Source organism: Bordetella genomosp. 5, assembly GCF_002261475.1.
Taxonomy (GTDB): domain Bacteria; phylum Pseudomonadota; class Gammaproteobacteria; order Burkholderiales; family Burkholderiaceae_B; genus Bordetella.
Genome location: NZ_NEVN01000007.1, coordinates 1 through 23,003 on the forward strand (window position 1 = coordinate 1; position 23,003 = coordinate 23,003).

At 68.8% G+C, this 23,003-nt stretch carries 22 protein-coding genes and 1 pseudogene; 9 read left to right on the top strand and 14 right to left on the bottom strand.

Annotated features, from left to right (window positions below; all coding sequences use genetic code 11):
- Both CEK29_RS24015 and hpaI read left to right on the top strand, forming a co-directional pair.
- Positions 1 to 745, top strand: a pseudogene (locus tag CEK29_RS24015) (hypothetical protein); the annotation flags it as partial.
- A 6-nt stretch (positions 746 to 751) separates the two neighbouring features.
- Positions 752 to 1,555, top strand: a complete 804-nt coding sequence (hpaI, locus tag CEK29_RS12925; RefSeq protein ID WP_094800582.1) for a 4-hydroxy-2-oxoheptanedioate aldolase — start codon at positions 752 to 754, stop codon at positions 1,553 to 1,555.
- A gap of 105 nt (positions 1,556 to 1,660) precedes the next feature.
- On the opposite strand, the gene CEK29_RS12930 is transcribed toward hpaI, so the two are convergent.
- The gene (locus CEK29_RS12930; RefSeq protein WP_094800584.1) at positions 1,661 to 2,377 is read right to left on the bottom strand and encodes an SDR family oxidoreductase; all 717 of its coding nucleotides are present in this window, start codon (positions 2,375 to 2,377) and stop codon (positions 1,661 to 1,663) included.
- A gap of 241 nt (positions 2,378 to 2,618) precedes the next feature.
- On the bottom strand, positions 2,619 to 3,746 hold the full coding sequence (gene alr / locus CEK29_RS12935) for an alanine racemase (protein ID WP_094800586.1): 1,128 nt from the start codon (positions 3,744 to 3,746) through the stop codon (positions 2,619 to 2,621).
- A gap of 128 nt (positions 3,747 to 3,874) precedes the next feature.
- Between alr and hpnC the strand changes: the two genes are divergently transcribed.
- The 3 genes from hpnC to hpnE are packed head-to-tail and all read left to right on the top strand — an operon-like array spanning position 3,875 to position 6,895.
- Complete coding sequence (gene hpnC / locus CEK29_RS12940; RefSeq protein ID WP_094858373.1) at positions 3,875 to 4,702, top strand: squalene synthase HpnC; 828 nt, start codon at positions 3,875 to 3,877, stop codon at positions 4,700 to 4,702.
- A 1-nt stretch (position 4,703) separates the two neighbouring features.
- Positions 4,704 to 5,582, top strand: a complete 879-nt coding sequence (gene hpnD, locus CEK29_RS12945) for a presqualene diphosphate synthase HpnD (RefSeq protein ID WP_094800590.1) — start codon at positions 4,704 to 4,706, stop codon at positions 5,580 to 5,582.
- Positions 5,579 to 6,895, top strand: a complete 1,317-nt coding sequence (gene hpnE, locus CEK29_RS12950) for a hydroxysqualene dehydroxylase HpnE (RefSeq protein ID WP_094858374.1) — start codon at positions 5,579 to 5,581, stop codon at positions 6,893 to 6,895. Before hpnD ends, hpnE begins: the two co-directional genes overlap by 4 nt.
- Before the next feature lie 68 nt (positions 6,896 to 6,963).
- Here hpnE and CEK29_RS12955 read toward each other — a convergent pair whose 3' ends face one another.
- The 5 genes from CEK29_RS12955 to CEK29_RS12975 form a co-directional block, all read right to left on the bottom strand.
- Complete coding sequence (locus CEK29_RS12955; protein WP_094858375.1) at positions 6,964 to 7,998, bottom strand: nucleotidyl transferase AbiEii/AbiGii toxin family protein; 1,035 nt, start codon at positions 7,996 to 7,998, stop codon at positions 6,964 to 6,966.
- On the bottom strand, positions 7,991 to 8,626 hold the full coding sequence (locus CEK29_RS12960) for a DUF6088 family protein (RefSeq protein ID WP_369597737.1): 636 nt from the start codon (positions 8,624 to 8,626) through the stop codon (positions 7,991 to 7,993). The genes CEK29_RS12955 and CEK29_RS12960 overlap by 8 nt, the downstream gene beginning before the upstream one ends.
- A gap of 72 nt (positions 8,627 to 8,698) precedes the next feature.
- Complete coding sequence (gene crcB / locus CEK29_RS12965) at positions 8,699 to 9,076, bottom strand: fluoride efflux transporter CrcB (protein ID WP_094800798.1); 378 nt, start codon at positions 9,074 to 9,076, stop codon at positions 8,699 to 8,701.
- Positions 9,077 to 9,171: 95 nt separating this feature from the next.
- Complete coding sequence (locus tag CEK29_RS12970; RefSeq protein ID WP_094858376.1) at positions 9,172 to 10,137, bottom strand: tripartite tricarboxylate transporter substrate binding protein BugE; 966 nt, start codon at positions 10,135 to 10,137, stop codon at positions 9,172 to 9,174.
- A 27-nt stretch (positions 10,138 to 10,164) separates the two neighbouring features.
- Positions 10,165 to 11,634: an N-acyl-D-amino-acid deacylase family protein gene (locus CEK29_RS12975; RefSeq protein WP_094858377.1), complete on the bottom strand. Its 1,470-nt coding sequence runs from the start codon at positions 11,632 to 11,634 to the stop codon at positions 10,165 to 10,167.
- 95 nt (positions 11,635 to 11,729) lie between these two features.
- Here CEK29_RS12975 and CEK29_RS12980 point away from each other — a divergent pair, with 95 nt between their 5' ends.
- Entirely contained in the window at positions 11,730 to 12,686 is a 957-nt protein-coding gene (locus CEK29_RS12980; protein WP_094858378.1) for a LysR family transcriptional regulator, read from the top strand.
- Here the strand turns inward: CEK29_RS12980 and CEK29_RS12985 are convergent.
- Genes CEK29_RS12985 through CEK29_RS12995 form a run of 3 tightly spaced genes read right to left on the bottom strand, consistent with a single transcriptional unit; the run spans position 12,683 to position 15,245 of the window.
- On the bottom strand, positions 12,683 to 13,135 hold the full coding sequence (locus CEK29_RS12985; RefSeq protein WP_094858379.1) for an SRPBCC family protein: 453 nt from the start codon (positions 13,133 to 13,135) through the stop codon (positions 12,683 to 12,685). The two genes, CEK29_RS12980 and CEK29_RS12985, sit on opposite strands and share 4 nt — an antisense overlap.
- A 52-nt stretch (positions 13,136 to 13,187) precedes the next feature.
- Positions 13,188 to 14,018: a phosphoenolpyruvate hydrolase family protein gene (locus tag CEK29_RS12990; RefSeq protein ID WP_094858380.1), complete on the bottom strand. Its 831-nt coding sequence runs from the start codon at positions 14,016 to 14,018 to the stop codon at positions 13,188 to 13,190.
- Between the two features lie 12 nt (positions 14,019 to 14,030).
- Complete coding sequence (locus CEK29_RS12995) at positions 14,031 to 15,245, bottom strand: Tm-1-like ATP-binding domain-containing protein (RefSeq protein WP_094858381.1); 1,215 nt, start codon at positions 15,243 to 15,245, stop codon at positions 14,031 to 14,033.
- Between the two features lie 178 nt (positions 15,246 to 15,423).
- Between CEK29_RS12995 and CEK29_RS13000 the strand changes: the two genes are divergently transcribed.
- Positions 15,424 to 16,089: a TetR/AcrR family transcriptional regulator gene (locus CEK29_RS13000; protein WP_255176152.1), complete on the top strand. Its 666-nt coding sequence runs from the start codon at positions 15,424 to 15,426 to the stop codon at positions 16,087 to 16,089.
- A gap of 61 nt (positions 16,090 to 16,150) precedes the next feature.
- On the opposite strand, the gene clpB is transcribed toward CEK29_RS13000, so the two are convergent.
- Positions 16,151 to 18,754: an ATP-dependent chaperone ClpB gene (gene clpB / locus CEK29_RS13005; RefSeq protein ID WP_094800609.1), complete on the bottom strand. Its 2,604-nt coding sequence runs from the start codon at positions 18,752 to 18,754 to the stop codon at positions 16,151 to 16,153.
- Positions 18,755 to 19,188: 434 nt separating this feature from the next.
- Between clpB and fnr the strand changes: the two genes are divergently transcribed.
- Positions 19,189 to 19,917, top strand: a complete 729-nt coding sequence (fnr, locus tag CEK29_RS13010) for a fumarate/nitrate reduction transcriptional regulator Fnr (RefSeq protein ID WP_094800611.1) — start codon at positions 19,189 to 19,191, stop codon at positions 19,915 to 19,917.
- A gap of 35 nt (positions 19,918 to 19,952) precedes the next feature.
- Complete coding sequence (locus CEK29_RS13015) at positions 19,953 to 21,062, top strand: hypothetical protein (RefSeq protein WP_249279071.1); 1,110 nt, start codon at positions 19,953 to 19,955, stop codon at positions 21,060 to 21,062.
- Between the two features lie 12 nt (positions 21,063 to 21,074).
- Here CEK29_RS13015 and CEK29_RS13020 read toward each other — a convergent pair whose 3' ends face one another.
- The 3 genes from CEK29_RS13020 to CEK29_RS13030 form a co-directional block, all read right to left on the bottom strand.
- Entirely contained in the window at positions 21,075 to 21,458 is a 384-nt protein-coding gene (locus CEK29_RS13020) for a 2Fe-2S iron-sulfur cluster-binding protein (protein ID WP_255176153.1), read from the bottom strand.
- Positions 21,443 to 22,045 (bottom strand): NUDIX domain-containing protein, encoded by a 603-nt coding sequence (locus CEK29_RS13025; protein ID WP_094858383.1) that lies wholly within the window; start codon positions 22,043 to 22,045, stop codon positions 21,443 to 21,445. Before CEK29_RS13025 ends, CEK29_RS13020 begins: the two co-directional genes overlap by 16 nt.
- Before the next feature lie 147 nt (positions 22,046 to 22,192).
- Positions 22,193 to 22,957: a sulfite exporter TauE/SafE family protein gene (locus tag CEK29_RS13030; protein WP_094858536.1), complete on the bottom strand. Its 765-nt coding sequence runs from the start codon at positions 22,955 to 22,957 to the stop codon at positions 22,193 to 22,195.
- Positions 22,958 to 23,003: the final 46 nt, after the last annotated feature.

The window sequence follows — 23,003 nt, forward strand, 5'->3', positions numbered from 1 at the left end:
GGCCGCGGCGCCGCTCGCATCGGCACCGGCGGCCGAAGCGCCGGCGGCCGAAGCGCCGGCTGCCGACGCGCCGGGCGCCGCAGCGCCGGCTGCCGCAGCGCCGGCTGCCGGCACACCCTCCGCTGAAGCTCCCGCTCCCGCAGCGCCGGCTGCCGCAGCCCCCCCTGCCCCTGCCCCGGCTGGCGGAACGGCCGCGGGCGAAACGTCGGCGAGCGCGCAGGCGCCGTCGTCCTCCGACGCCAACGTCGCGCCGGCCCCCACCGAACGCGGCGCGCCGCGGATGGCGGAAGTCGGCGAGGCCGCGCGCCGGTCGGAACAGTCCTTCAGCGGCGAGCCGCTGCCCGCCAGCGCCTTGCCGGCGGAGCGCGCCGCCGAAGGCGCGAAAGCGCAACTCGCTGCCAATCCCAGTCACACCGTAAAGCCGCCCGCCGGCCCGGACGCCACCTCGCGCATCGAGTACATCCGTGCGCTGTTGCGCAACAACCAGCGCAACAACGCGCTCGCGCAACTGCACTCGCTGCACGACGACGAGCCCGAGATCGAGTTGCCGCCGGATCTGGTCGCGCTGTTGCCCGCCGCCGAAACCGTGCCGGCGGCGCCGTCGCCCCTGCCGCCCCCACCCGCGCCGCAGCCCGCCGCGCAGCCTGACAGCGCCGCGCCAGGCACGACCTCTCCCGCCGCGACGCCGTCGCCGGACGGCACGACGCCGGCCGATCCGGGCACCGCCCCCCGACCCTCTCCCTGATCGCTCATGGACCTGCTGACCAACCATTTCAAACGCGCGCTGGCCGCCCGCCAGCCCCAGATCGGTTTGTGGGCCGGTCTCGCTCATCCGTACACCGCTGAAATCTGCGCCGGCGCGGGCTTCGACTGGCTCGTCATCGACGGCGAGCATTCGCCCAACACGCTGCAGACCATGTTGTCGCAGTTGCAGGCCGTGGCGCCCTACCCGGTCATGCCGGTCGTGCGTCCGGGCAGCAATGATCCCGTCGAACTCAAGCGCATCCTCGACATCGGCGCGCAGACCGTGCTGATTCCGATGGTGCAGTCCGCCGAAGAAGCGGCGCGCGCGGTGGCGGCGGTGCGCTATCCGCCTCAGGGTATCCGTGGCGTCGGCAGCGCGCTCGCACGCGCGGCCCGCTGGAATCGGGTGCCCGATTACCTGGCCCGCGCCAACGAGGAGATCTGCGTGCTGGTCCAGATCGAGACGCCGCAAGGACTGGAAGCGCTCGAGTCCATCGCGGCCGTCGAGGGCGTGGACGGTCTGTTCATCGGGCCGGCCGATCTGTCGGCCAGCATGGGTTATCTGAGCGAACCCGATCACCCCGAGATGCTTGCCACCCTGGACCGCACGATCGAACGCATCGTGGCCACGGGCCGGGCGGCCGGCATCCTGCACGGCGATCCGGCCCGCGCGCAGCATTTCCTGGATCTGGGCGCCACGTTCGTGGCCGTGGGCGCCGATGCTTCGCTGCTGGCGCGAGCCAGCGAGCAACTGGTGCAACGGTTCAAGCCGGGCGCCGCGGCAACCGCCCGCACGCAGGGACCCTACTGAGCCACACGGGCCGAGGCCGTCGCCTGACGCCCGCGCCCGCCAAGCACAAAAAACAAGGCCGCCGGATCGCTCCAGCGGCCTTGTTGCATCGGAAAGAAATGCGACTCAGCGTCCGCCCAGCGCGCCGCCGCCGTCCACGCCGATGACCTGGCCGGTGATGTAGCCCGCGTCGTCGGACAGGAGGAATGCGATGGCGGCCGCGACATCCGCGGGCGAACCCAGACGCTTCATCGGGATCGAGGCCAGCGCGCGCTTTTCGGCATCGCTGCCGGCCGGGTGGTTGGCGCGGAACAGCTCGGTCTCGATCGGGCCCGGCGCCACGGCGTTGGCCGTGATGCCGTATTCGGCGAGCTCGAGCGCCCAGGTGCGGGTGCAGCCCACCAGCGCGCTCTTGGCCGCGGAGTAGGCGGTCCGGTGCAGCGAGCCCTGGACGGCACGGCTGCAGACGTTGACGATCCGGCCCGCGCGGCGCGCCTTCATGGATTCGATGAAGGCCTGCGTGACCTGCACCGCGACGCGCACGTTCAGGTCGAGCACGGTGTAAAGCGTGGCGAGGTCGATCTCGCCCAAGGCCTGCGGCGACACCACGCCGACGTTGTTGACGACGGCGTCGACCGGGAATTTTTCACGGATCTCGCGCAGCACCTCTTCGGTGCGGCCGGCGTCGGAAAGATCACAGGCGTAGAGATAACCGGGGAAGTCCACATCGGTGGTATTGCGCGCGATTCCGACCACGTGACAGCCCAGGTCCGTCAACCGCTGCGACAGCGCCCAGCCGATGCCCTTGGTTGCGCCCGTCACGAGCACACATTTGTCCTTCATGGATCGAAACCTCGCTAAATTATTGCCGTGGCTGCCCACGCTGCCACGGTTCGTTCGGCCGCCCCGTGAGGGCGGATTCGCCTAGTAGACACCAAGCCGGGGCGCGCTGTCTTGTAACTTGCGTTGCCGTCCGCCGCTATCCGGGTGTCCACGTACGGGACACGGCCGCGTCAGCCCCGACGGCCGGCAAAAGCCAGGACTGAAACCGCAGGCTCGCAATGGCGGACTCGAAACGCGCCGGTCAGACCACGAAACGCGGCACCCGCGGCGCGACGGCGCACAGCAGCTCGTAGCCGATGGTGCCGGCATGCGTGGCGACCTCGTCGACGCTCGGGCCGCCCTCGCCCCACAGCACGACAGGCGTGCCGAAGGCGGCGCCCGGCACCGGATCGAGATCGACCATCAGCATGTCCATCGACACGCGGCCGACCAGACGCGTGGTCACGCCGCCGACCGTGACCGGCGTGCCGGTGCCGGCATGGCGGGGATAGCCGTCGGCATAGCCGCACGCCACCACCCCGATGCGCATCGGCGCGGGCGCGGTGAACGTGGCGCCATAGCCCACGGCGGCGCCGGCGGGAATCTCCTGCACGGACAGCAGCTCGGAACGCAGCGTCATGGCCGGGCGCAGGCCGAAGCTCGCGGCGTCGGCATCCGCGAACGGCGAGGCGCCGTACAGGCAGATGCCCGGGCGCACCCAGTGGGTGGTCTGCGCGTCGCCCACCGCGATCTCCGCGTAGCGCAGCGTGGCGGCCGAGTTGCAGACGCTGACCGGCCCCGCCGCCAGGCCCTGCGTGTTGGCGTTGAAGACGTTCATCTGCGCGGCGACGCCCTGCTCGCCGTCGGCGCAGGCAAAGTGCGTCATTTTGCCGACGGTGCCGAGCTGGCCGCGCTCTTGAAGCTGCAGCGCGCGGGCGTGCGCGGGGCCGTACGAATGGGCGCTGAAGCCCAGCCGGTTCATGCCGGTGTTGAGCTTGAGCATGATGTCGACCCGCCGCGACAGCTTCGCATGCGCGAGCATGTCGAGCTGCTCGCGATTGTGCACGGAAGTGGTGAGGTGGTAGCGGTCGACGATATCGAGGTCGTCGGGCTCGAAAAAGCCCTCGAGCAGCAGGATCGGACCGCCCCAGCCGGCCTCGCGGCAGCGCACGGCCTCCTGCAGATCGAGCATGGCCAGACCCTGCGCATCGGAAAAGCCGGACACTGCCTGCTCGATGCCGTGGCCGTAGGCGTTGGCCTTGATCACGGCCCAGATCGAGGCGGGCGTGCCGCCCGCGCGCTCCGCCGTGCGATCGAGGTGCTCGCGCACCACGGACAGGTTATGCCGCAGGGCGGCAGGAGCTATCGAGACGGAGATCGGACGCGGCATGAGGATTTTCCTTCAAGCCGCCTAGTCTAACTGATCGCTGACATCCGGACACCCGCCGCGCCCCGGGCAGCCACTAAAATACGGGGCCTGCGCGGGATGGGCCCGCGCACCGCCGCTACACAAGGTATATGGCCGTCGACCACTACGAGAACTTTCCCGTGGCCTCGCTGCTGCTGCCGCGCCGCTTGCGGCCGGCCGTGCGCGACATCTACCGCTACGCCCGCCATGCCGACGACCTGGCCGACGAGGGCGACGCCGCGCCCGACGAGCGTCTGCGCGCCCTGCAGGCCTATCGGGCCGAACTGCATCGCATCGGCGCCGAACCGGCCACCCGGGTGCCCGGGGACCCCGCGCTGGCGCCCATCTTCGATCCACTGGCGGCCACCATCGCGCGCCATCAGTTGCCGATCACGCCGTTCTTCGACCTGCTGTCGGCCTTCGAGCAGGACGTGACCACCACGCGCTACGCCGATTACGCCACCCTCCTCGACTACTGCAGCCGGTCGGCCAACCCGGTGGGCAGACTGATGCTGCATCTCTATGGCGCGGCCGACCAGGCCAACCTGCGCGACGCCGACGCCATCTGCACCGGGCTGCAACTGGTCAACTTCTGGCAGGATGTACGGGTCGACTGGCGCAAGGCGCGCGTCTACCTGCCCCAGGAAGACCTGGACCGTTTCGGCGTGAGCGACGAAGACATCGCGGTCTGCCGTCTCACGCCCGCGTGGCGCCAGCTGATGGCCTTCCAGGTCGAGCGCACGCGCGCACTGCTACACTCTGGCGCTGCGCTGCCGCGCCGGCTGCCCGGGCGCATCGGCCTCGAACTGAGGCTGGTGGTTCAGGGCGGATTGCGCATCCTGCAACGCATCGAACACGCCAACTACGACGTATTCATGAATCGCCCCGTACTGGGCGCCAAAGATTGGGCCCTCATGCTGTGGCGCTCCCTGACTTGATATGACCCCTGACGAATACTGCCAGGACAAGGCCGCCAAAAGCGGCTCGAGTTTCTACTACGCCTTCCTGTTCCTGCCCGTGCCCCGGCGCCGCGCGATCACGGCGCTGTACGCGTTCTGCCGCGAGGTCGACGACGTGGTCGACGAATGCACCGACCCGTCGCTGGCCCGCGTCAAGCTGGCGTGGTGGCGCACGCAGATCGACGCGATGTTCGACGGCAAGCCCGAACATCCGGTCACGCGCGCGCTGGCACCGCATCTGCCCGACTACGGCATCACGCGCGAGCGCCTGCTGGCCGTGATCGACGGCATGGAAATGGACCTGGACCAGACGCGCTATCTCGACTGGCCCGGCCTGCGCAAATACTGTTGGCACGTGGCCGGGGTCGTCGGCGAGATGTCGGCCGGCATCTTCGGCTACACCGATCCGCGCACGCTCGAATACGCCTCCAAGCTGGGGCTCGCATTCCAGATGACCAACATCGTGCGCGATGTCGGTGACGACGCGCGCCGTGGCCGCATCTATCTGCCGGTCAACGAGCTGCAGCAGTTCGAGGTCAAGGCGAGCGACATTCTGAACGGCGTGTATTCCGAACGCTTTTCCGCGCTGATGGCCTTCCAGGCCCAGCGCACCCGCGAGCTCTACCGCGAAGCCATGCAGGCGCTGCCGGATGCCGACATCCGCGCGCAGCGCCCCGGACTGATGATGGCGGCGATCTACCATGCCCTGCTCGAAGAGATCGAGCGCGACGACTGGCAGGTGCTGCATCAGCGCATTTCGCTCACGCCGCTGCGCAAGCTCTGGCTCGCCTGGAAGACCTGGGTGAGTGGCGGGCGCGGTCTCGTGCGCCGTCTCGGCCGTCCCGGCGCGGGCCAATGAAGGCAGCGGTCATCGGCGCCGGCTGGGCCGGGCTGGCGGCCTGCGCCACGCTGCGCGCCGCCGATGCACAGGTCACGGTGTTCGAAGCGGGCCGCACGCCCGGTGGCCGCGCGCGCCGCGTCGTACATCCCGGCTTCGCCGCCGACCTCGACAATGGCCAGCACATCCTGCTGGGCGCCTACCGCGAAACCCTCGCGCTGATGCGCCGCCTCGGGCGCAATCCCGACGCGCTGCTGATGCGCCGGCCGTTGCGCCTCGCGAGCCTGGATGGCCGTTTCCGGCTGTCGGCCCCGCCGCTGCCCGCGCCCTGGCATGCGGCCGCCGCGCTCATCACCGCGCGTGGCCTGTCGTGGCGCGAGCGCTTCGCCGCCATCCGGCTGATGCGGGGCCTGGAACAACGCGCCTGGCAACCGCCACGCGACTGGACCGTGACGACGCTGCTGGCGCAGTACGAGCAGCCCGACGGACTGGTGCGCAACCTCTGGGAACCGCTCTGTCTGGCCGCGCTCAACACGCCGCTGGCCACCGCGAGCGCCAGCCTGTTCGCGCATGTGCTGCGCGACTCGCTCACGGGCGACCGGCGCAACAGCGACATGCTGCTGCCCTGCGTGGACCTGTCGGCGCTCTGGCCCGACCTCGTCGCGCTGCGCGCCACGATGCGCTACGGCAGCACCGTGCGCCAGATGACGCCGACCGATCAAGGCGTGGAGATCCACGGCGAGCAATTCGATTGCGCCGTGCTGGCCGTGCCGCCCTCGGCGGCCGCCCGCCTGCTGGGGCCGGCGCTGCGCGGTGCCGGCTCGCAAGGCCTGCTGCGCGCGCTGCAGGCCTTTCAGTACGAACCCATCGCCACGCTCAACCTGCGCCTCGCCGCGCCGTGGTCGCTGCCCGAGCCCATGATGCTGCTGCGCGAAGACGCGGCCCGCGGCCATCACGGCCAATGGCTGTTCGACCGCGCCCGCCTCACCGGCCACAGCCAGCGCGGCGAACTCGCCATCGTGGCCAGCGCCGCGCGCGCGCTGGTCGACGCCGACCGCGACACCGCCATCGCCGCGCTGATCGAACAGGTCACGCAGCAGGCCGCGCACCACCCTGCCCGCCTGCAGCCGCTGCCCGCGATCGAGCGCGCCGAGTTGTTTGTCGAAAAGCGCGCCACCTTCGCGGCGGTGCCCGGCCTGGCACGCCCGCTCAACACCACGCCCTGGCGCTCGCTGGCGCTGGCGGGTGACTGGACCGACACGGGCTATCCCGGCGTGCTCGAAGGCGCCGTGCGCAGCGGCCTAGCCGCGGCCCGCGTGCTGCTCGGCCGCTGAAGCGCGTCAGCGTAAGGCGTGCGCGGTCGCGAGACCGGCGGCGGTGAGCAGCAGCGAGCCGCACAGGCTCAGGGCGATGGCGCCGCGCCATTGGCCGCGGCCTCGATGAGCGCGCATGTCGACAACACTTGATCGAAAGCGGGCGCCCCCTCGGGCAGCAGGCCTGCATCGAGCATACGAAGGTAGTCGTCGTGTAGCGCGCCAAGCGCAGCGCCCTGGGGCACAAGCACGAGCGCTCCCCGCACGGCCTGCCAGTAATCGATTCGATTGCCGCCGGCATCGTTATGCTTGAAGAACCACGACTTATGCGCGGCGACCATGTCGGCAACATTCCGATCCCTGATCATCGACGTACCATTGACGCTTCCGAACATGGCGGCCAGGTCATACCAGTGTCGCGCGAAGCGCTCCGCACGCAATCGTTGCTGCATGCAGTACACATGGGCCGCCGTTGCCTTTTCCCAGAAAGTTCGGCTCAGACCCATGACGACTGGCGTTGCATGCGGCAGCGCGAACGCGTCGGAGAGTGCAGAGACACTGGCGATGTCGCTGCTTACCGGCATGGGCCCATGAGGTTCGCCCGTTGCACGGGCACCAAACTCGAACAAGACCGTGGGCCGAACATAGGACCTCTCGGCGGTGTCCAGCGCGCTCGAGTAGTGCAGTTCCACCTGATCCGGAGCCGCATGGTTCAGGCGAGCGGCCAATCCCTGCGCGACCAGTGCTGCGGATACTCCCGGAACGAAGGTGTTTGCGATCCAGTCAGGCAGCCGAACGTCGATCAGCCCGCGCCATCTTTTCTCCTGGGCGGCCGATGAAGGAAGGCCGGACTCTGCCGCGTGCTCCGGAAGCATCCTGCGTATGTCGCAAGTGAGGTCCAGATCCTCGGAGAATCGGTCGATGATTTGGTAGGCCTTGGACAGCGAAGTTCCCCCCTTGAAGGTCAGGCCGCCGGCCAATGGCCCGGAGTAAATGACCTCGAGCGCCCACACCACCCAGAGGTCTTTTTCGAGCAGATCCGGGAGGCGGCCAAGCTGTTCGCTGGCATATAGCAGGGCTTCTCGCCTGGTGTGGACAGGCTGCCCGAGAAAGGAATCAGCCAACGTGCATTTCCTGCCCGATGGCTTCAGCCATCCAGGCAGGCAACCGTCGGCGTGCTCGAGTCAATGCCTGCCACGCCTGCGGGGCCAACTGTCGATGCAGCTTGCGCAGGGCCTGCGCCGCGACCGCCGGGCCCAACCATGCGAGCGCGCGTGCCGCCGCGGCTTCTTCCGTGCGGCCCAGCAGAAAGCTGGCGGGTGCGATGTGCTCGATTTGCACCGGATTTTTGCCGAACAGCAGCCGACGAGGGGGCCCGGAGGACAAGAACACCCTGCGTACGGGCATCTGCGAGGTGAGCCCCAGACGATTGGCCTCGGCCGCACCGTGAGCAACGATGGCTTCGCCCGTGGTTTCCTCGAGGGCGCGAATGACCTTTTCGGCTGCGGGAGCCCGCTTGCCAAAGGGCGAGGCCACCGGCGCCGCATACACCCCGCGCCCCAGACGCAACAGCACGCCAGAACGCGTGAGGCGGGAGAAAGCCTGGTCCACGGCGGCACGAGAGCCCAGATGTAGAAAATCGCGGGGCGTGACAGTTCCGCCCTCAGGGAGAGACTGTGCGGATTGCAGAATCGCTTGGGGTAAAGATGTCATGAGGGCCACCGCAAACCAGATTGATGTCAGCTTATACATCTTAAATCTGACATCATGGCCGTGGGCGCGGCGACCCGCGAGCGTGCCGGACTTCACAACGATGGATAAACCCTAGCGTAAGGCGTGCGCGGTCGCGAGACCGGCGGCGGTGAGCAGCAGCGAGCCGCACAGGCTCAGGGCGGCGTAGCCCAGCGCGGTGGCGTAGGCGCCGCGTTCGATCATGTCGACCGTTTCGGCCGAGAAGGTCGAGAAGGTGGTGAGGCCGCCCAGAAAACCCGTGACGGCCGCGAGGCGCACCCAGGCAGGCCATTCGGGATGCGCGGCGATCAGGCCCAGCACGAGGCCGATCAGATAGCCGCCGCCGAGATTGGCGGCCAGCGTGCCCCAAGGCCAGCCCGCGGCATTCAGGCGCAGGCCCAGCATCCAGCGCAGCCAGGCACCCAGCGTGGCGCCGCAGCCCACGGCAAGAAAATTGACCGCTGTCAGCATGGCGCGCGTCATCCTCGAGAACGGCCGGGCCGACTGCCGGCCCGGCTTGCAGCGTGCATCTTATGCCGCCCGCCCTCACAGCGCCATGAACGGCCTTATTGCAGCTTGATCCCCGCCTTGTCGATCACCCCCTTCCAGCGGTCTCGTTCGGTTTCGATCTGACGGGCGAACTCCTGCGGCGTATTGCCGAGCGGGAAGGCGCCCGTCTCTTCCATCTTGGCCGCGGTGGCGGGGTCGCGCACCGCCTGCGCGAAGGCGGCCGCCAGCTTGTCGCGCACCGCGTCGGGCACGCCGGCCGGCGCCACCACGCCGTACCAGGCGGTCACGTCGTAGTCTTTGTAGCCCTGCTCCGCGAAGGTCGGCAGCTCCGGCAGGCGGGCGTTGCGCGCCGTGCCGGTGATCGCCAGGGCACGCAGGTGGCCGCTCTTCACGTACGGCAGCGTCGACGGAAAGTTGTCGAAGATGACCGGCACCACGCCGGCCACCGTGTCGGTGAGCGCCGGCGCCGAACCGCGATACGAGATGCTGTTCATCTTGCCGTCGATCAGCTGCAGGAACCAGATCATGCCCAGGTCGTTGACACCGCCGGCGCCGGCATTTGCGTAACCCTCCTTGCCCGGATTGGCGCGCACGTGGGCGACGAACCCGGCGAGGTCGCGCGCGGGATGCGAGGGGTTCACGGCGAGGATGTTGGGGCTGGTGACCAGATTGCTGATGGGCGTGAAGTCGCGCACCGGGTCGTAAGCCAGCTTGGGAAACAGGTGCGGCGCGGTGCCGTGGGTGCTCACGGTGGCCAGGCCGATGGTGTAGCCATCGGGCTTGGCGCGCGCCGTGGCGGCCATGCCGATCGTGCCGGAAGCCCCGGTGCGGTTTTCCACCACCACCTGCTGGCCCAGGATCTCGCCGGCCTTGGCGGCGGCGACGCGGCCCACGATGTCGGTCGGGCCACCCGCCGGGAACGGCACGATCAGCGTGATCGGGCGGTCCGGAAAATCGGCTTGGGCCGCGGCCCAGGGGCCACAGAGGGCCAGGCCCAGGGCAATCGCGTTGAACGCTTTCATGTCGGTCTCTCTCCTGTTGAATGCCGGTCAGTGAGCGCCGGCTTGGGGGTCGCGCCGCAACACGCGGCCGGGCCGGTCGCCGCTCGCGCCGGCCGGAAATACCTGGGCGCCGTTGACGAGCACGGCGTCGATGCCGATCGAGGCCAACGTGGGCTGATCCCAGGTGGCCTCGTCGATCACGGTGGCGGGATCGAACACCACCACGTCGGCCAGCGCGCCCACGCGCAACTCGCCCCGGTCACGCAGGCCGAAGACGCGGGCCGGCAACGACGTCATCTTGGCGATGGTCGCTTCCAGCGACATCAGCTCGGCCTCGCGCACGAACCGGCCCAGCACCCGCGTGAACGATCCCCACAGACGCGGATGGGGCCGCGCGTCGTTGGGCAGCCCATCGGAGCCGACCATGCAGCAGGGGTGCTGGAAGATGCGCCGCACCTCGCTCTCGTCCATCGCAAAATAGATCGCGCCCGCCGGCAGCAGGCGCCGCGCGGCGCTGACCTTGTCGCAGCCCCACTCGCGCGCGATGTCGGCCAGGTCGCGGCCATTGCATTCGGGGTGCGGGGTGGACCACGTGATGCGGATCTCGTCGATCGTGTCCGCGCGCTCGGGGATGAGGATGGTGGAGCTGCCGGGGTAGGGATACATGTCGAGCGCGACGTCCACGCCCGCCGCGCGGGCGCGGTCGATGTTGGCGAGCGTCGCGGCGCTCTTGCCCCAGTTGGCCGGCATCATGCATTTGTGATGCGAGAGCACGGTGGCGCAGCCGGTGTCGCGCCCGATCGCCAGCACCTCTTCGACCGCCTCTTCGACGCGATCCGCCTCATTGCGGATGTGACTGGTGTGCAGGCGGTTCAGTTCGGCGGCGACGCGCGCCAGCCCCCGCAGCTCCTGCTCGCCGGCCTGCCCACCCGGATCGTAGGCCAGGCCGGTGCTGAAGCCCACGGCGCCCGCCTCGAGCGACTCGCGCAGCAGGGCCTCCATGCGCGCCTGCTCGGCCGCCGTCGGCTGGGCCCGCGCATCGTCCATGACGGCCAGACGCAGGTTGGCATGGCCCACGAGCGCGGCCACATTGATCATCGGGCGCTGGCGCGCCAGCTCGGCCAGGTAAGCGGCCATGTCGTCGAAGAGCGGCGTCTCGCCCAGCAGCGCGAGCGCGGCGGCGGTGTTGCCCGGCCGGGGCGCGGGCGCGCCGCTCACCCCGCAGTTGCCGACCACCACCGTGGTGATGCCCTGGCTGGTTTTCCATTCGAGACCCGGCTTCTCGACGAACATCAGGTCGTCGTGGCCATGCGTGTCGATGAAGCCCGGCGCCACCACCCGGCCGGCGGCGTCCAGCGTCCGGCGCGCGGCGCGTTGCGACAGATCGCCCACCGCCACGATGCGGTCGGCCACGATGCCGACATCGGCCCGCACGCGCGGCGCGCCCGAGCCATCGATCACCCAGCCACCCTCGATCTTGAGGTCGAGCACTTCGGAGTCGGCAAACGTATCGGTCATGGCGCAAAGCACGGCGAGTCAGTGATCCGCCTAGTATCCACGCCAGGATCCATCTGCAAAAATTGTTTTACTTAATCCATCGATCGCATTTTGAAATGGCTCGCCTTCCCAAGCACGTCACGCTCAAACACCTGAACGCCTTCGTGGCGGTGGCCCAGGAGAGCAGCTTCACGCACGCGGCAAGCCGCCTGTTCCAGACGCAATCGTCGGTCACCACCCTGATCCGTCAGCTGGAGACGGCGCTCGGCGCCAATCTGTTCTCGCGCACCAGCCGCCGTGTGCTGCTCACTCCGCTCGGGCAGGAATTTCTGCCGCGCGTGATGCGGCTGCTGGCCGACGTGGACGGCGCGATCGACGACGCGGTGCGTTATGGCGCCCTGCAGCGCGGCCGCGTCGGCGTGGCGGCCGCGCCGTCCGCCATCACCGAGCTCATCGCGCCGGCGGCGGCGGGCTTCTGCGCCAGTCACCCCGGTATCCGGCTGTACCTGCGCGACGACAACTCCGCGCGCATCCAGCGCCAGGTGGCCGCCGGCGAGGTGGACTTCGGCCTGACCAGCCGCTGGGCCGACGCGCCGGGGCTCGTGTTCGAACCGCTGCTAGAAGACCGTTTCGGCGTGCTCTACCGTAGCGACGACACGCAATTGGCGCCGGGCCAGGACGGCACGGTGCGCTGGTCGGCGCTGGCCGACCGCAAGCTGGTGGGGGTGGTCGACGAGACCGGCATCATGGCGCTGCTGCGCGCGCGTGCCGATCTGCCGATCGAGGCGGCCTCGCCCTTCTACGAAGCGTCCAGTACCACCTCGCAGGCGGCGCTGGTGCTGGCCGGACTCGGGGTCGCCCTGCTGCCCGCGCTGGCCGTGCAGCGCGTTCTGCAGCCGGGGCTGTCGTATGCCCTGCTGGCGCGGCCGACCCTGGTGCGCACGCTCTGCCTGATCCATCCCGAAGAGCGCGAGCTCAGCCCAGCGGCGCAGGCATTCATGACGACGCTGCGCGGCCACGTGCGACAGCGTACGTGGCCCGCGGGCTGCAAGGTCGTGGGACGAACGGCTTAGCGCAGGCGCTCGGCCATCGCGCGGATGCCGGTGGCGAACACGTTCTCGCCCACGGCCTGCGCCACGCCGGCCAGGTCAGCGCCCTCGGCCACGTTGAAATCGGCCCACCACGTGAACAGCGTGGCCTGATCGAGCGTGATCGGGGCAAGGCGCACGCCCGCCACGTAGTTGCGCATCGGCAGGCTGGTTTCGATGATGCTGTAGCGCAGCGTGAACCCCGGGTCGTCGAGCGCCAGCAGGCGTTCGCGCACGAAGCCGCCGCCGTTCAGGTCGAGATACCGCACGCTGCCCAGCGCGTCGCCCCGGCCCTCGTCTTCGAGGCGCGAGGCCGCGATGCCCGGATGCCACTGCGAGAGCGCATTGAAATCGCGCAACAGCGACCAGACCTGGTCGATCGGGGCGGGCACCACGCCGCTGACGAACACGGTGTGCTTCTGATGATCCTGCATGCTGAACTCCTGGCGGACGGGCTTGGGCCACGCGCGGCAGCAACGTGGCGGATCAGAACGAGAGTGACTTGAATGCCTGGGTGGCGGCCGTGAGCGCGGTCTCGGTCGGCAGCCGCTCCATCGAGCTGGCGCCATAGAAACCATGGCAGTGACGGCACTCGCGCAGCACGCGCGTCGCGTCGGCCGGCGTGGCGATCGGCCCCCCGTGGCACAGCACGATAACATCGTCGCGCACCGCCAGCGCGGCCTCGGCGATCGCGTCGATGCGGGCGATGCAATCGTCGAGCGTGAGCGCGGTCGACGCCCCGATATTGCCGCCGGTGGTCAGCCCCATGTGCGCGACGATGATGTCGGCCCCGGCCTCGGTCATGGCGCGCGCCTCGTCTTCGTTGAACACATACGGGGTGGTGAGCAGGCCCTTGTCGTGCGCCAGCCGGATCAACTCGACCTCCAGCGCATAACCCATGCCGGTTTCTTCGAGATTGGCGCGGAAGTTGCCATCGATCAGCCCCACCGTGGGGAAGTTCTGCACGCCCGAAAAGCCGGCGCGAATCAGCTCATCGAGAAACACGTCGAAGTTGCAGAACGGATCGGTGCCATTGACGCCGGCCAGCACCGGCGTGTGGCGCACCACGGGCAGCACCTCGCGCGCCATGTCCATCACGATCTCGTTCGCGTTGCCGTAGGCCAGCAGGCCCGCGAGCGAGCCGCGTCCGGCCATGCGGTAGCGGCCCGAGTTGTAGATCACGATCAGATCGATGCCGCCGGCTTCTTCGCACTTCGCCGACAGTCCGGTGCCGGCGCCACCGCCGACGATGGGACGGCGCTCGCGCACCATGGACTGGAACTTCTGCAGCAAGGCAGTGCGTTCGAAACGGGGCATGACGGAAACTCCTCAGTCGGGCGCGATCGCCCGGAAATGCTCGACCGCGATGCTGGCGAAGCGCGGATCGTTGATGTGGTGCGGCACCCGGATCAGGCGCCGCCGTTCTGTCTGGATGAAGTCGCGCTCGATGGCCTCGAACAGCGCGGCATCGGCGGCCGGGTCCCAGAAGGCCTGGCCCGGCGCGTCCAGCGCCGACACGCCGCCCTCGGGCAACAGAAAGCGCACCTCGCCGTCGCACTGGTTCAGCCGCTCGGCGATCCAGGCGCCCTGGCGCGCGTTCTCTTCGGCCGTGGTGCGCATCAGCGTGACCTGCGCGTTATGCGGATAGAACAGGCGGCCGCGGTAGCGTTCGGGCACGGTCGCGGGTTCGCCGAAATTCACCATATCCAGTGCGCCGCACGATCCCACGTAAGGCGCGCGCGTCCGCGCCACCGCGCCGAAGCGATCGGGCGTGCAGGCGAGTACGCCGCCGAACAGCATGTCGCAGACCTCGGTGGTCGTCAGGTCGAGCACGCCGGTCAGCAGATGGCTGTCGAGCAGCTTTTCCATCGAGCGCCCGCCCGTGCCCGTGGCATGGAACACCAGCGTGTCGTAGTGCGATTGCAGCAACGCGCTGACCTCCCGCACACACGGCGTGGTCACGCCGAACATCGTGATGCCGACCGCGGCCCTGCCGCCTGCATCCTGCGGCTCCAGGGCCGCGCGATAGGCGCCCGCGATGGCGCCCGCCGCGTTGGCAAGCACGCGCCGCGAGATGCGGTTCAGCCCGGCCACGTCGGTCACGGAATACATCATGGCGATGTCGACGGGGCCGACGTAAGGGGCGACGTTGCCCGATGCCATGGTCGAGACCATCAGCTTGGGCAGGCCCACCGGCATGGCCCGCATGGCGGGCGCGATCAGCGCCGTGCCACCGGAGCCGCCGACGCCCAGCACCGCGCCCACGTCGCGGCGGGCGACCAGAAAGCGCTCGAACGCGAGCGTCATGGCCGCGATCGCACTGGCGCGATCGCCGGTGAAGACCGCGGCACGGCCCTCGGGATGGTGATCGGCGACCTCGGCGGCCGATACGATCGCGCCGGACGCTGCCTCGGCGCCGGTCGACAAGTCCACCGTGATCACCGGGACATCCGCGGCCGCGAGCCGCGCCGCCAGGAAGGCGGCCTCGTCGGCCTTGGTGTCGAATGTGGCGGCGACATAGACGCGCCGTAGATCAGTTGCCATGACTCCTCCGCGAGCGCGTTACACTGACAGGTGCGCGCGCCTCTGTATATCCTGGGTCGCGAGCGCCCGCAACACTACTGCCGCTGCCGGCGATGCGACTGCAATGAGACGAACGAATCATAATGAGACACCTGTCTCAGGTCAACCGGAAGGCGTCCGCCCTGCCGCCGCCTCTCCCATGAAAAACCCCCAGATCGGCCCCGCCAGCCGCCAGGCCGCTCAGAGCGGCGAACCGCCGCACGGCCCGCGCGCGCGCATGCGCCGCACGCTGCTCGACACCGCGCAGCGGATGATGGCCGCGGGCATCACTCCGTCGGTCGCCGAGCTTGCCGAAGCCGCCGAGGTATCGCGTGCCACGGCGTACCGCTATTTTCCGAGCCAGAGCGCGTTGATCGCCGCCGTGGTCGACCAGAGCCTGGGCCCCCTGCTCGACTGGCAGGCCCGCGCGGGCGACGCCGGCGCGCGCGTCGACGAGTTGCTCACCTACGCCTATCCCCGCCTCGAAGAGCACGAAGCGCCGCTGCGCGCGGCGCTGATGGTGTCGCTGCAGCAGCAGGCGGCCGCGCGGGCGGGCGATCAGGCCACGCCACTGCTGGTGCGCGGACACCGTGTCGATACGCTGCGTCATGTGCTGGCGCCGCTCGCCGACCGGCTCGAGCCGGCCGCGCTGCAACGCGTGGCGCAGGCACTCTCGCTGCTGTATGGCACCGAGGTGTTCCTGGTGCTCAAAGACATCTGGAAGCTCGATCTCGAGGGCATTACCGATGTGGTGCGCTGGACCGCCCAGGCCATCATCGCCCAGGCCGAGCGCGATGCCTCCGGCGCGGCCGGAGGCCAGACATGAGCGATGGTCAGGCAAAAAAATACGGCGCCCGAGGGCGCCGTATTTCATTTCAGGCCGGCATTCACTGCAGCGTGCGCGTGAACACGAACTTGCCGTCCTGCCAATCCACCGGCACGACGTCGCGCGGTCCGAACTTGCCTTCGAGAATGAGCCGCGCGACCGGGTTCTCGACCTGCTGCTGGATCGCGCGCTTGAGCGGCCGCGCGCCGAACACCGGGTCGAAGCCCGCACGCGCGATCTCCGCGAGCGCCGCATCGGTCACCTCCAGCCGCATCTCCTGCTTCTCGAGCCGGTCGGCCAGCCGCTTGAGCTGGATGCGCGCGATCGATTCGATGTGCTGCGCGTCGAGCCCGTGGAACACCACGACTTCGTCGATCCGGTTGAGGAACTCGGGGCGGAACGACTGCTTGAGCTCGTCCCACACGACCTCCTTGATGACTTCGTAGGGCTTGCCCGCCATGGTCTGGATATGCTGCGAGCCCAGGTTGGACGTCATCACGATCACGGTGTTGCGGAAGTCGACGGTGCGACCCTGGCCATCGGTGAGGCGGCCGTCGTCGAGCACCTGCAGCAGCACGTTGAACACGTCCGGGTGCGCCTTCTCGACCTCGTCGAGCAGGACCACGCTGTAGGGCTTGCGCCGCACGGCTTCGGTCAGGTAGCCCCCTTCTTCGTAACCCACATAGCCCGGGGGCGCGCCGATCAGGCGGGCCACCGAATGCTTCTCCATGAACTCGCTCATGTCGATGCGGATCAGGTGCTCTTCGGAGTCGAACAGGAACTCGGCCAGCGCGCGCGTGAGCTCGGTCTTGCCCACGCCGGTGGGGCCCAGGAACAGGAACGAGCCATACGGACGCGACGGATCGGCGAGGCCGGCGCGCGAGCGGCGGATCGCGTCGGCGACCAGGCGCACGGCTTCGTCCTGCCCCACCACGCGGCGATGCAGGAACTCCTCCATCTTGAGCAGCTTGTCGCGCTCGCCCTGCATCATCTTGGATACTGGAATGCCGGTGGCGCGTGACACCACCTCGGCGATTTCTTCGGCGCCGACCTCGGTGCGCAGCAGGCGCGGCTTGCCGCTGTCGGTGTCCTGCTTCTCGGCGGCCTGCTCGGCGCTATCGGCGGCCGACAGGCGCGCCTCGAGCTCGGGCAGCTTGCCGTATTGCAGCTCGGCGAGCTTGTCGAACTGACCCTTGCGCTGCAGCTCGGCCATCTCGGCACGAACCTTGTCGATCTCTTCCTTGATGGCCTGCGCGCCCTGCACCGCGGCCTTCTCGGCTTTCCAGATCTCTTCGTAGTCGTTGTACTCGCGCTGCAGCTTCTCGAGCTCTTCCTCGATCACGGCCAGACGCCGGCGCGATGCATCGTCGGTTTCTTTCTTGACGGCTTCGCGCTCGATCTTGAGCTGGATGATGCGGCGGTCGAGCCGGTCCATCACCTCGGGCTTGGAATCGATTTCCATGCGGATGCGCGCGGCCGCCTCGTCGATCAGGTCGATGGCCTTGTCGGGCAGGAAGCGGTCGGTGATGTAGCGATTGGACAGCTCGGCCGCGGCCACGATGGCCGGGTCGGTGATGTCCACGCCGTGGTGAAGCTCGTAGCGCTCCTGGAGGCCGCGCAGAATCGCGATCGTCGACTCGACGTCGGGCTCGCCCACCAGCACCTTCTGGAAGCGGCGTTCGAGCGCGGCGTCTTTTTCGATGTACTTGCGGTATTCGTCGAGCGTGGTCGCGCCGATGCAATGCAGCTCGCCGCGCGCCAGCGCGGGCTTGAGCATGTTGCCGGCGTCCATGGCGCCCTCGGCCTTGCCGGCGCCGACCATGGTGTGCAACTCATCGATGAACACGATGTTCTGGCCGTCGTCCTGTGCGAGCTCCTTGAGCACGGCCTTCAGGCGCTCTTCGAACTCGCCGCGGAACTTGGCACCGGCCAGCAGTGCGGCCAGGTCGAGCGACAGCACGCGCTTGCCCCGCAGGGACTCGGGCACCTCGTCGTTGACGATACGCTGCGCCAGCCCTTCGACGATGGCGGTCTTGCCCACGCCGGGTTCGCCGATCAGCACCGGGTTGTTTTTGGTGCGGCGCTGCAGAATCTGAATGGTGCGGCGGATCTCGTCGTCGCGGCCGATCACCGGATCGAGCTTGCCTTCGCGGGCACGCTCGGTGAGATCGAGCGTGTATTTGGACAGCGCTTCGCGGTTGGACTCGCCTTCGGCGGCGTTGACGTTCTGACCGCCACGCACCGCGTCGATGGCCGCTTCGAGGGCCTTCTTCTGCAGGCCGGCTTCGCGCAGGATGCGGCCGGCGTCGCTCTTGTCGTCGGCGAGCGCCAGCAGGAACAGCTCGCTGGCGATGTAGGTATCGCCGCGGCGGGCCGCCTCTTTATCGGTACGCGTGAACACGCCCTGCAGGTCGCGGCCGACCTGGACGTTATCGCTGCCCTGCACCTGCGGCAGGTTCTTGAGGGCCTGGTCGAGCGCGGGCTGCAGCCGGTTGACGGCCACGCCGGCACGCGCCAGCAGACTGGTCGCGCCGCTGTCGGCGTCGCCCAGCAGGGCCGCCAGCACGTGCAGCGGCTCGATATAGGGATGGTCGTTACGGGCGGCCAGGCTTTGCGCGTCGGCCAGGGCTTGCTGGAACTTGGTCGTAAGTTTGTCGAATCGCATGATGGTCGTTGGCTATGAAGAGAGCCACGCCGAAGATGGATCAGCCGGCTCGATGACCTGAATATGCGGACGCGAGTGGGCTTTTCAAGACCCACTGCCCTATTTGCGCGGGGGCGTCCAGCGCCGAACTACGACTTGCACCCGGCATACACTACACGCGAGACGCGTCTCGGCACAACCCACGGCCTCGCGCGTGCGACGTCGCGCGCGGACCACCCCGCGTCGCGCCGCGCCCGGCCTTGCGACCAAAGGGTCGCTACACATAATCCGGGCGCGTCATCACACCGCTGACACCCGGAGTCGCTACGATGGCGCCAGCGGGACTACAATGTAACGACGCTATACACATTTGGTACGCACACTCGCGTGCGCGCCAGACGTAACACCAACCGGCGGGCCTAGCTCAAAGCCGGTGTTCAAGCCTCGAGGTCACTATGCAAAAACGGGTTGCCATTTCGCCGGATGCCGCACATTGTTCGAGCTGCATGCTCGGTCACGTCTGCATTCCCGTCGGCATGGCCGCGAGCGAAGTCGAAAAGCTCGACGACCTGGTCAAGGAACGCGTGCGTGTCGAAAAGGGCAAGCCGCTGTACGAGCTCGACGCCCCGCTCGACGCGGTCTATGGCGTGCGCTTCGGCTCGCTCAAGACCCAGCTCGAAGACGCGTCGGGACAACTGCAGATCACCGGCTTTCACCTGCCGGGCGAGATCGTGGGTTTCGACGGCATGATCGAAGGCCGCCATGTCTCCAACGCCGTCGCGCTCGAAGACTCCGAGGTCTGCGTCATCCGCCTGCCCGAGATCGATCGCGTGGCCACCCATCTGCCGAGCCTGCAGCAGCAGTTCCGGCGCCTGATGAGCCGCGAGATCTCGCGCTCGCATCAGATGCTCGCCACGCTGGGCTCGATGCGCTCCGAGCAGCGCGTGGCCGCCTTCCTGCTCAACCTGTCGCAACGCTACGCCGCCCTGGGCTACTCCTCGAGCGAATTCGTGCTGCGCATGAGCCGCGAAGAGATCGGCAACTACCTGGGCCTCACGCTCGAGACCGTCTCGCGCCTGCTGTCGCGCTTTGCGCGCGAGGGCCTGATCCGCATCAACCAGCGCGAAGTGCGCATCCTCGATCACGCGGCCCTGCTCGAGCTGCTGGGCCAGGAACATTGCTGAACGCGCCGCGCACGTGCTGGCCCGCCACGGCCGCGCTGGCCGCGCTCTGCTGCGCGTGGCCTGCGCACGCCCAGCTCGCCGGCCAGCCCGCCGAAGGCCATGATCCCTACGCCGCCCCGGTCGTGCCCGCGCCGGTCACCACGCCGCCCTGGCGCCCGATTGAGCTGGGCAAACCCGGCCGACGCTATGCGTTTCCGGTCTACACCAGCAAGAATCTCCAGGAAGACGATCTGCGCGGCATCCGCCGTGTCGTGATCGTGGTCCATGGCGTCACGCGCGACGCCAATCGCGCCTTCGAATCGGTCGCGCAGCTCTATCACGCCAACCCGGAACGCGCCGATGACACTCTCATCGTGGCGCCCAAGTTCGCCAGCGCGATCGATGCCGGCTTCGGCCGCATGCCGGCATGGCGTCGCGCCAGCTGGGAAGACGGCGCGGCCAGCATGACCCTGAAGGACCGGCCACCCGCCGTGACTTCGATCCAGGTGCTCGACGATCTGGCGCGCGAGCTCACGGCGCAGGGCCGGCTGCCCGCCCTGCGCGAGCTGGTCATCGCCGGCCACTCCGCCGGCGCTCAGCTGGTGCATCGCTACGCCGTGCTCAACGATGCCGACGAATCCTTGCGCAAGACGGGCCTGATCCTGCGCTACGTCGTGGCCAACCCGTCGTCGTATCTGTACCTCACGCCGGAGCGGCCGCGCGCCGATGGCCGCGGTTTCGCCCCCTATGAGCGCGGTATTTGTCCCACTTACACCCAGTACAAGTATGGGCCGGACCAGATGCCGCCGTACTCGTCGGTCACCGATCCGCTCAAACTCGCCGCGCGATATCTGCAGCGCAACGTGACCTATCTGCTGGGCAGCGCCGACAACAATCCCGAACACCAGTATCTCGACAAGACCTGCGGCGCCGAGGCCCAGGGTGCCACGCGCTGGGCGCGCGGCACCGGCTATTGGCGCTACGAGGCCTGGCTGGCGCAGCGGCACACCGACTGGCCCGCCACGCGGCATCAGGCGCAGCAGGTCGTGGGCGTGGGACACAGTTCGACGGCCATGTTCGGCTCGACGTGCGGCGCGCGGGCCTTGCTCGGCGACACCACGTCACCGTTGCCCAAAGGCGCGCCGTGCCTGCCGATCGAGCCCTGAAACCGCGGATCTTCAGCGCTGCGCGCCGGTGAGGCGCTGGCGCGGCGCGGGCGAAGCAGGCTCGATACGCACCGCGTCGGGCACCTCGAGCACCACATCGCTTTGCGCGTGCGCCACACAGGGCAGCATCCAGCCCTCTTCGCGCTCCTCGCGCGTCACGCCGGGCCATTCGATCTCATAACGCACCTCGCCGCTGACCAGCATGCAAATGCAGGCGCGGCAGGTGCCGTTGCGGCAGGAGCTCGGCAGCCTGATGCCGACCGCGCGCGCGGCCCGCATCAGGGACTGGCCCTGCGGTGCGTCGTACTGCCAGCCCGACGGCTGCAGCGTGACGCGATGGCTCGGAGCCGCCGGATCGGCGCCCCCTTGCGCCGGCGGCGTCAGGCCGCTTGCCACGGCAGGGACCACGCGCCGCTCAGCGCGTTCTGCAGCCAGAGGGTGCATGTGAGCGTCTTGGCGTCGGTCACTTCACCGCGCTGACAGGCGGCGAGAAACTCGTCGACCGAGGCGCTGCGCACGTCGAGGAATTCGTCGTCGTCGAGCTGGCGTTCGCCGGCACGCAGGCCGCGGGCGAAATAGATGTGGATGATCTCGGTGGAGTAGGCGATGGCCAGGTGCAGGATGCCCGCCTTGGCCCATTCGCCCGCGGTGTAGCCGGTCTCTTCGAAGAGCTCGCGCTTGGCGCAGGCCAGCGGGTCTTCGCCCGGATCGAGCTTGCCGGCCGGAAACTCCGTCATCACCTGGCCCACCGGGTAGCGGAACTGGCGCTCCAGCAGAATGCGGCCGTCGTCGAGCAGGGGAATGATCACGACCGCGCCCGGATGCACCACGTATTCGCGCGAGGCGACGTTGCCGTTGGGCAGCCGCACCATGTCGTTCTTGATGTGCAGGAAACGGCCGCGATAGACGGACTCGCTGGATTCCAGGGTTTCGGTGAGGTGGCCCTCGGGGGCCTGACTGAGGTCGGGATGCGAATCGGACATGGAAAGCCTGACAGGGAGATGCGAGCCGTCATCTTATTGCACGGCCCGACCGCGCGACAAAAAAAGCGGGGTATCGAGGTCCGCAAGCGGAACGCGATACCCCATGCCGATGCACCTCGCTGCGTGTTCGCCGTCGGCCAGCAGCCTTCAGCCTGCGAACAGGAGGTGTCCCCCCAGCAAAAACAAAGCGACGAAGAAGCCGCGCTTGAACGCCTTTTCGCTGACGCGCTGGCGCAGCCAGCCACCGAGCGCCATGCCGGCGAGCGCCGGCAGCACGGCGAGCACCGAGGCGCTGGCCTCGCCCGTGCCCAGCGCGCCGCTGTAGATCAGGCCGCCCGCCATCGCGAGCGTGGACACCATGAAGGAAATGCCCATCGCCTGCACGAGCGCGTTGCGGTCGAGGCCGAGCGCCTGCAGGTAAGGCACCACCGGCACCACGAAGACGCCGGTGGCCGCCGTGACGAGGCCGGTGGCGCCGCCCACGAGTGGGCCCAGCCAGGGCTCGGCCCGAGGCGGCACCTGCATCCGCACAGCCGCCAGCCCCAGCGCCGCGTACAGCAGCAGCGCACAGCCCAGCAGGCTGGACGCCCCCTCGACCGCGGTGCCGGCGAGCCAATAGGCGCCCAGGGCGTTGCCCACGCAGATCGCGATCAGCATGGGCCCGAGCCGGCGCAGCAGCATCCAGAACTGGCCGCCCACCAGGCATTGCCAGACGTTGGTGACCAGCGAGGGCACGATCAGCAGCGCGGCAGCCTGCGGCGCGGGCATAGCCAGACTCAACAGTCCGATCGCGACGGTGGGCAGACCCAGGCCGATGCAACCCTTGACGGTGCCGGCCAGCAGGAACGCGCCCAGCACCATCGCGGAGAGGGCCGGGCCGGCGTTTTCATAGAATTCGGTGAGTGCATGCATGGCCGCATCTTGCGCCCCGCGCCACGGTTTGAAAATGCGCAATAAA

Bases quoted from the DNA above. Each gene is read 5' to 3' on its own strand.
- hpaI (WP_094800582.1), top strand. From the start codon at position 752: ATGGACCTGCTGACCAACCATTTCAAACGCGCGCTGGCCGCCCGCCAG.
- CEK29_RS12930 (WP_094800584.1), bottom strand. From the start codon at position 2,377: ATGAAGGACAAATGTGTGCTCGTGACGGGCGCAACCAAGGGCATCGGC.
- alr (WP_094800586.1), bottom strand. From the start codon at position 3,746: ATGCCGCGTCCGATCTCCGTCTCGATAGCTCCTGCCGCCCTGCGGCAT.
- hpnC (WP_094858373.1), top strand. From the start codon at position 3,875: ATGGCCGTCGACCACTACGAGAACTTTCCCGTGGCCTCGCTGCTGCTG.
- hpnD (WP_094800590.1), top strand. From the start codon at position 4,704: ATGACCCCTGACGAATACTGCCAGGACAAGGCCGCCAAAAGCGGCTCG.
- hpnE (WP_094858374.1), top strand. From the start codon at position 5,579: ATGAAGGCAGCGGTCATCGGCGCCGGCTGGGCCGGGCTGGCGGCCTGC.
- CEK29_RS12960 (WP_369597737.1), bottom strand. From the start codon at position 8,626: ATGTATAAGCTGACATCAATCTGGTTTGCGGTGGCCCTCATGACATCT.
- crcB (WP_094800798.1), bottom strand. From the start codon at position 9,076: ATGCTGACAGCGGTCAATTTTCTTGCCGTGGGCTGCGGCGCCACGCTG.
- CEK29_RS12970 (WP_094858376.1), bottom strand. From the start codon at position 10,137: ATGAAAGCGTTCAACGCGATTGCCCTGGGCCTGGCCCTCTGTGGCCCC.
- CEK29_RS12975 (WP_094858377.1), bottom strand. From the start codon at position 11,634: ATGACCGATACGTTTGCCGACTCCGAAGTGCTCGACCTCAAGATCGAG.
- CEK29_RS12980 (WP_094858378.1), top strand. From the start codon at position 11,730: ATGGCTCGCCTTCCCAAGCACGTCACGCTCAAACACCTGAACGCCTTC.
- CEK29_RS12985 (WP_094858379.1), bottom strand. From the start codon at position 13,135: ATGCAGGATCATCAGAAGCACACCGTGTTCGTCAGCGGCGTGGTGCCC.
- CEK29_RS12990 (WP_094858380.1), bottom strand. From the start codon at position 14,018: ATGCCCCGTTTCGAACGCACTGCCTTGCTGCAGAAGTTCCAGTCCATG.
- CEK29_RS12995 (WP_094858381.1), bottom strand. From the start codon at position 15,245: ATGGCAACTGATCTACGGCGCGTCTATGTCGCCGCCACATTCGACACC.
- CEK29_RS13000 (WP_255176152.1), top strand. From the start codon at position 15,424: ATGAAAAACCCCCAGATCGGCCCCGCCAGCCGCCAGGCCGCTCAGAGC.
- clpB (WP_094800609.1), bottom strand. From the start codon at position 18,754: ATGCGATTCGACAAACTTACGACCAAGTTCCAGCAAGCCCTGGCCGAC.
- fnr (WP_094800611.1), top strand. From the start codon at position 19,189: ATGCAAAAACGGGTTGCCATTTCGCCGGATGCCGCACATTGTTCGAGC.
- CEK29_RS13025 (WP_094858383.1), bottom strand. From the start codon at position 22,045: ATGTCCGATTCGCATCCCGACCTCAGTCAGGCCCCCGAGGGCCACCTC.
- CEK29_RS13030 (WP_094858536.1), bottom strand. From the start codon at position 22,957: ATGCATGCACTCACCGAATTCTATGAAAACGCCGGCCCGGCCCTCTCC.